At 62.4% G+C, this 6,641-nt stretch carries 7 protein-coding genes; all 7 read right to left on the bottom strand.

Going from position 1 to position 6,641, the window contains the following annotated elements:
* Positions 1–44: 44 nt before the first annotated feature.
* Positions 45–905: an ABC transporter permease gene (locus QZ638_RS01670; protein ID WP_295806104.1), complete on the bottom strand. Its 861-nt coding sequence runs from the start codon at positions 903–905 to the stop codon at positions 45–47.
* Positions 902–1,828, bottom strand: a complete 927-nt coding sequence (locus tag QZ638_RS01675) for an ABC transporter permease (protein ID WP_295806106.1) — start codon at positions 1,826–1,828, stop codon at positions 902–904. Before QZ638_RS01675 ends, QZ638_RS01670 begins: the two co-directional genes overlap by 4 nt.
* 159 nt (positions 1,829–1,987) lie before the next feature.
* Positions 1,988–2,812 carry an ABC transporter ATP-binding protein gene (locus QZ638_RS01680; RefSeq protein ID WP_295806107.1) on the bottom strand — a complete coding sequence of 275 codons (825 nt, stop codon included), beginning with the start codon at positions 2,810–2,812 and terminating at the stop codon, positions 1,988–1,990.
* 14 nt (positions 2,813–2,826) lie between these two features.
* Positions 2,827–4,278: a dihydropyrimidinase gene (hydA, locus tag QZ638_RS01685; RefSeq protein WP_295806108.1), complete on the bottom strand. Its 1,452-nt coding sequence runs from the start codon at positions 4,276–4,278 to the stop codon at positions 2,827–2,829.
* 49 nt (positions 4,279–4,327) lie between these two features.
* Positions 4,328–5,578 carry a Zn-dependent hydrolase gene (locus QZ638_RS01690; protein ID WP_295806110.1) on the bottom strand — a complete coding sequence of 417 codons (1,251 nt, stop codon included), beginning with the start codon at positions 5,576–5,578 and terminating at the stop codon, positions 4,328–4,330.
* Between the two features lie 13 nt (positions 5,579–5,591).
* Complete coding sequence (locus tag QZ638_RS01695) at positions 5,592–5,885, bottom strand: cupin domain-containing protein (protein WP_295806111.1); 294 nt, start codon at positions 5,883–5,885, stop codon at positions 5,592–5,594.
* Between the two features lies 1 nt (position 5,886).
* On the bottom strand, positions 5,887–6,641 hold a 755-nt coding region (locus QZ638_RS01700; RefSeq protein WP_295806113.1), incomplete at its 5' end, for an aminotransferase class III-fold pyridoxal phosphate-dependent enzyme.

Genomic DNA, 6,641 nt, shown 5'->3' on the forward strand with positions numbered 1-6,641 from the left:
TTCGCTTCCCTCTTTGATTGGGCCGCTGTTCTCCGCGCGGCCGGTTATCCACTCCTGATGGATGGATGCCAGAAAGTGACGGCGCGCTCCAGAAGCGCCACCGCCCCGTAAAAAAGTGAGCCGGCGAGTGCGGCGATCGCAATCTCGGCCCACACCATGTCGATGTTCATGCGCCCCACCTCGGTGGAAATACGGAACCCCATGCCCACGATGGGCGTGCCGAAGAATTCCGCGACGATAGCGCCGATCAGTGCCAGCGTGGAATTGATCTTCAACGCGTTGAAGATGAAGGGCGCCGCTGCCGGCAGTCGCAGCTTGAAGAGTGTCTGCCAGTAGGACGATGCATAGGTGCGCATCAGGTCGCGGTCGATGGCGGACGAGGCGGTCAGCCCCTGCACCGTGTTCACCAGCATGGGAAAGAAGGTCATGATGATGACGACGGCGGCCTTGGACGGCCAGTCGAAGCCGAACCACATAACCATGATCGGTGCGACGCCGATGATTGGCAGGGCTGAAACGAAATTTCCGAGCGGCAGCAGGCCGCGCTGCAGGAACGGCGACCGATCGATGGCGATGGCCGTCAGGAAGCCTGCGCCGCAGCCAATGGCGTAGCCGATCAGCACCGCCTTCAGGAAGGTCTGCTGAAAATCCGCCCAGAGTGTCGGCAGGGATGATGTGATGCGAGCCCATATGGCGCTGGGTGGTGTTAGCAGCACGGGCGAGATGTCGAAGCCGCGCACCAGCCCTTCCCACACCACCAGAAGCGTGACGCCGAAAATGGCGGGAATCAGAATGCCGAGCGCGCGTCTGGCGGGTGCCGAGGGCGGATTCAGCTTTGCGAGCCACTCATTGAGCGCCCAAGCGGCTGCCCAGAAAAGAAGCGCTCCCGTCAGCGCCCAGTTCATGGTTTTTCTCCCATGCGCGCCATCACCATGCGCTGGCCGATGCCAACCACGCCCACCAGGATGGCGGCGAGGGCGGCCGCCATGAAGAGGGCGGACCAGATCTGCACCGTCTGGCCGTAATAGGAGCCGGCCAGAAGCCGCGCGCCGAGGCCCGAAACCGCCCCTGTCGGCAATTCGCCGACAATCGCCCCGACGAGACTGATTGCCACCGCAACCTTCATGGAAGTGAAGAGATAGGGAAGGGCGGCGGGCCAGCGTAGTTTCCAGAAGGTCTGTGTTCCGCTGGCATTGTAGGTGCGCATCAGATCGAGCTGGAATGCTTCCGGGCTGCGGAACCCCTTCACCATGCCCACGACCACGGGAAAGAAGGAGAGATAGGTGGAAATCAGCGCCTTGGGCAGAAGGCCCGAGAGGCCGATCGCGTTGAGCACCACAATGATCATGGGCGCGACCGCCAGGATCGGAATGGTCTGGCTGGCGATCACCCACGGCATGACGGATTTGTCCATGGCTCGATTGTGCACGATGCCAACGGCAAGCAGCACGCCGAGCGCGGTGCCGATTACGAAGCCGAGCAGGGTGGAGGAGAGGGTGACCCAGGCGTGATAGAACAGGTTGCGCTTGGATGTGAGCCGCGTGCCGACCGTGGTTTTCCAGATTTCCGCCACCACCTGATGCGGCGAGGGCAGCACGGGCCGCTCCTGCGCCATCGTATCGCGCACCAGGTCGGCGGCTGTCCATTCCGTCCCCGCCCGCTCATAAGCGTCGATCTGCCATGGGGCGTTCAGATAGACGGTGAACGCGTACCAGATCAGGAGAATGACGCCGAGCACGATGAGGATTGGCAGCGTTTTGCCCTCCACCGCTCGGAGGAAGACGGGCGGTGTGGTGCGGGTCGGGGCTGTGTCCGTCGCCACCGTCATGGTGTCACCTTTGGGGCTGGGTGCTCGCCCCTCATCCTCACCTTCTCCCCGCAGGCGGGGAGAAGGGGGCATAGACGGTGCCGCTTCGTCCTTCTCCCCGTGCGCGGCGAGAAGGTGCCGGCAGGCGGATGAGGGGCAGCGCTGGCGGTGGACATTTTCCTAGTCATCGCCATGCCCCGCACGCAGGCCTTCGCGCACCCGGTGCGCGATTTCAAGAAACTCCGGCGATTCTCGAATGTCGAGCGGCCTTTCCTTCGGCAATGGCGACACGATCACATCGGTCACGCGGCCGGGCCGCGGCGACATGACGATGATGCGCGTCGACAGATAAACCGCTTCCGGGATCGAGTGGGTCACGAAGCCGATGGTCTTGCCGGTGCGTGCCCAGAGGTCGAGCAACTGCTCGTTCAGATGGTCGCGCACGATCTCGTCGAGCGCGCCGAACGGCTCGTCCATCAGAAGAAGATCGGCGTCGAAGGCCAGCGCGCGGGCAATCGAGGCGCGTTGCTGCATGCCGCCCGAAAGCTGCCAGGGAAACTTTTTCTCGAAGCCGGCAAGGTTCACCAGATCGAGTGTGCGGTGCACGCGCTCTTTCTGCTCCGCCTTCGAATAGCCCATGATCTCCAGCGGCAGGGCGACATTCTGCTCGATGGTGCGCCAGGGAAAGAGCCCGGCCGCCTGAAACACATAGCCATAGGCCCGGTTGCGGCGCGCCTCTTCCGGCGTCATGCCGTTGACGAAAATTTCGCCGGCGGTGGGCTGTTCCAGATCGGCGATCACACGCAGAAACGTGGTCTTGCCGCAGCCCGATGGGCCGATGAAGGAGACGAACTCGCCTTTGTTGATGGTCAGATCCACATCGGCGAGCGCGCGCACTGGCCCGTCATTGGTCTCGAAGGTGAGACCGAGCCCCTTCGCTTCCACGACGGGCTGACTGGTTTGAGGGGAGGACGCTTCCTGGCGGATTGCTGGGTTGGCGTTCACTGGATCGTTTCTCCCTATACCCCGCTCGCCGGAATGCCCGTTCGCTCCACCTTGCGGGGCGCGGTCACTTCCTTCCATTGCGACAGCGCCCTGTTCACCGCCATGTGCGGCTTGCGCGCCACGAATTTTCCGTGGCCCGGCTTCGGCTTCACCGCGCCATCCTCGACCACGATCTCGCCGCGCGACAGCACTGTCTTCGGCAGGCCCTTCACCTTTATGCCCTCGAACACATTGTAGTCGATGGCCGATTGCTGGCTCTTGGCCGAAATCGTCTTCGTGGCGCCCGGATCCCAGATCACGATGTCGGCATCTGCGCCTTCGACGATCGCCCCTTTCTGCGGATACATGTTGAGGATTTTCGCGATGTTGGTGGAGGTTACGGCGACAAACTCGTTCATTGTCAGCCGACCCGAGTTGACACCAAAGGTCCAGAGCACCGGCATGCGATCCTCGAGTCCGCCCGTGCCATTGGGTATCTTGGTAAAATCGCCCACGCCGTAGCGTTTCTGGTCCGTGGTAAAGGCGCAATGGTCGGTGGCCACAACCTGCAACGAACCCGCCTGAAGTCCGGCCCACAGCGAATCCTGGTGCTGCTTGTTGCGGAATGGCGGGCTCATCACGCGGCGCGCGGCATGGTCCCAGTCGGCATTGGCGTATTCGCTCTCGTCCAGCACGAGATGCTGAATCAGCGGTTCGCCGTAAACGCGCATGCCCTTTTGCCGCGCCCGACGGATCGCCTCATGGCTCTGCTCGCAGGAGGTATGCACCACATAAAGCGGCGTGCCGGCCATGTCGGCGATCATGATGGCGCGGTTGGTGGCCTCGCCCTCGACCTCCGGTGGGCGCGAATAGGCGTGGGCCTCCGGCCCGTTATTGCCCTCCTCCAGGAGCTTTGCCTGGAGTTGCGCGACCACGTCGCCGTTTTCGGCATGGACGAGCGGCAGCGCGCCGAGCTCGGCGCAGCGCTGAAAGGACGAATACATCTCGTCGTCGTCCACCATCAGCGCGCCCTTGTAGGCCATGAAGTGCTTAAAGGAGGTGATGCCTTTTTCCACCACCTGCGGCATCTCGTTGAAAACCTGTTCGCTCCACCAGGTGATGGCCATGTGAAAAGAGTAATCGCAGGTCGCCCGCGTCGACTTGTTGTCCCACATCTGAATGGCTTCCAGCAGCGACTGACCGGGCGAGGGCAGGCAGAAATCCACCACCATGGTGGTTCCGCCGGAAATGGCGGCGCGCGTGCCGCTTTCGAAATCGTCGGTCGAATAGGTGCCCATGAAGGGCATTTCCAGATGGGTATGCGGGTCGATCCCGCCCGGCATTACGTAGCAGCCGGTGGCATCGATCTCATGATCGCCGTGCAGATCGTGGCCGATCGCCACGATCTTGTCATGCTGGATTAGGATGTCGGCCTTCCACGTCCGGTCGGCCGTGACGATGGTTCCGTTTCTGATGACCTTGGACATGAGTTTCCCCTCTTATTGTGTTGTCCTTGGCGGGATGCGGACCGTCAGATCATTCGACGATCTCCGCGGTTTCCACCACGGCATGGAACAGGACGTCGGCCCCGGCCTGCGCCCACTCCTTCGAGATTTCCTCCGCCTCGTTGTGCGAGAGCCCGTCGACGCAGGGGCACATCACCATGGCGGTGGGTGCAACGCGGTTGATCCAGCAGGCGTCGTGACCGGCGCCCGAAACGATGTCGCGGTGCGAATAGCCGAGCCGTTCGGCGGCGTCGCGGATCGCCTTCACGCAGCCCTCGTCGAAGGTGACGGGAGCGAAATGGCCGACCGGCTCCACCTCGAACTTGATGTCGAGCGCGTCGCAAATGGTTTCGATGCCAGCTTCGATCTTCGCGCGCATCCCGTTCAGCGTCTGCTCGTCGGGGGAACGGATGTCGATGGTGAACACCGTCTTGCCGGGAATGACGTTGCGCGAATTTGGATAGACCTCCACATGGCCGATGGCGCCCACGGCGCTGGGCTGATGGTCCATCGCCACCTCGTGCACCAGCTCCGTTACCCGCGCCATGCCGAGGCCGGCGTTGCGGCGCTTGGGCATCGGCGTCGATCCGGTGTGGCTGTCCTTGCCGGTCAATGTCACTTGCAGCCACCACAGACCCTGGCCATGGGTGACGACGCCGATGTCGATGAATTCGTCCTCGAGAATGGGGCCCTGCTCGATATGCAGTTCGAAGAAGGCCTTCATCCTGCGTTGACCGACCTTTTCCTCACCCTTCCAGCCGATGCGCTCCAACTCGTCACCGAAGCGCTTGCCGTTCGCGTCTGTCCGGTCATAGGCCCATTCCAGCTCGTGCTGACCGGCGAACACGCCCGATGCCAGCATGGCGGGTGCGAAACGGGTGCCTTCCTCATTGGTCCAGTTGGTCACGACGATGGGGTGTCTGGTCTTGATGCCGAGATCGTCGAGCGTGCGGATCACCTCGAGCCCGCCCAGAACGCCGAGCACACCATCGTACTTGCCGCCGGTCGGCTGGGTGTCCAGATGCGATCCGACATAGACGGGCAGAGCGTCGGGGTCGGTTCCTTCGCGCCTCGCGAACATGGTGCCCATTTCGTCGACGCCCATTTCGAGCTCCGCCTCCTCGCACCATTTCTGAAAGAGTTTGCGGCCTTCGCCATCCTCGTTGGTCAGTGTCTGGCGGTTGTTGCCGCCGGCCACACCGGGTCCGATCTTCGCCATTTCCATGAGTGAATCCCAAAGGCGATCGGCGTTGATCTTCAGGTTCTCGCCCGGTGCGGCCATATTGCGTAATCCCTTACTTCAATTCCACTTCGACGAACGACATGGGTTTGTCGCCGCCATTGATGACATTGTGTTCCACGCCCTCGTCGCGACGGTAGGAGACACCCGCTTCGAGATTGTTGCGCACGGTTTCGCCGCCCGGCATTTCCAGATGGAAGGCGCAGGGTGTGATCGTTGTGATGACGTAATCCATGCCATGGCGATGCCAGCCCGTCTCCGCGCCCGGCGCGAAATCCCAGCGGGTCACGCGAACACGCGCATCGTCGATCAGCACCTCATGGGTGGCCTTTTCGCGTTCCCTTTCCATATCAGTCGATCATCCTCAAAACGTCGCGCAGATTGTCGATCAGTTCGTCGATCTGGCCCTTGGAGATGATGAGTGGCGGAGAAAGCGCGATGATGTCGCCGGTGGTGCGGATCAGGAAGCCGCGCTCATAGGCTTTGAGGAAGGCGGAGAAGGCGCGTTTGGTCGGTTCGCCTGGGATGCCCTCCAGCTCCACCGCGCCGACGAGGCCGATGTTGCGGATGTCGATCACATGCGGCTCGCCCTTAAGCGAATGCAGGGCGTCTTCCCAGTGCTCGGCAAGTTCCGAGGCGCGCGTGAGCAGGCCTTCTTCCTGATAGGTGTCGAGCGTGGCCAGGCCTGCAGCACAGGCAATCGGATTGCCCGAATAGGTGTAGCCGTGGAAGAACTCGATCAGGTGTTCCGGCCCGTTCATGAAGGCGTCGTGAATTTCCTTCTTCACGAACACGGCACCCATCGGGATGACGCCGTTGGTCACGCCCTTGGCGGTGGTCATGATGTCCGGCACCACACCGAAATAATCCGCCGCGAACGGCGTGCCCAGGCGCCCGAAGCCGGTGATGACCTCATCGAAGATCAGCAGGATGCCGTGCTTGTCGCAGATGTCGCGGAGGCGTTTCAGATAGCCCTTCGGCGGGATGAGCACGCCCGTGGAACCGGCGACCGGCTCAACGATGACGGCAGCGACCGTCGAAGCATCGTGCAGGGTGACGATGCGCTCCAATTCGTCGGCCAGATCGCCACCATGCTCCGGCTCGC

The sequence above is a fragment of the uncultured Nitratireductor sp. genome, assembly GCF_913053745.1.
GTDB lineage: Bacteria > Pseudomonadota > Alphaproteobacteria > Rhizobiales > Rhizobiaceae > Nitratireductor.

What these genes read in the sequence shown, in the direction of transcription:
- QZ638_RS01670 (WP_295806104.1), bottom strand. Translation starts at nt 905, where the DNA reads ATGAACTGGGCGCTGACGGGAGCGCTTCTTTTCTGGGCAGCCGCTTGG.
- QZ638_RS01675 (WP_295806106.1), bottom strand. Translation starts at nt 1,828, where the DNA reads ATGACGGTGGCGACGGACACAGCCCCGACCCGCACCACACCGCCCGTC.
- hydA (WP_295806108.1), bottom strand. Translation starts at nt 4,278, where the DNA reads ATGTCCAAGGTCATCAGAAACGGAACCATCGTCACGGCCGACCGGACG.
- QZ638_RS01690 (WP_295806110.1), bottom strand. Translation starts at nt 5,578, where the DNA reads ATGGCCGCACCGGGCGAGAACCTGAAGATCAACGCCGATCGCCTTTGG.
- QZ638_RS01695 (WP_295806111.1), bottom strand. Translation starts at nt 5,885, where the DNA reads ATGGAAAGGGAACGCGAAAAGGCCACCCATGAGGTGCTGATCGACGAT.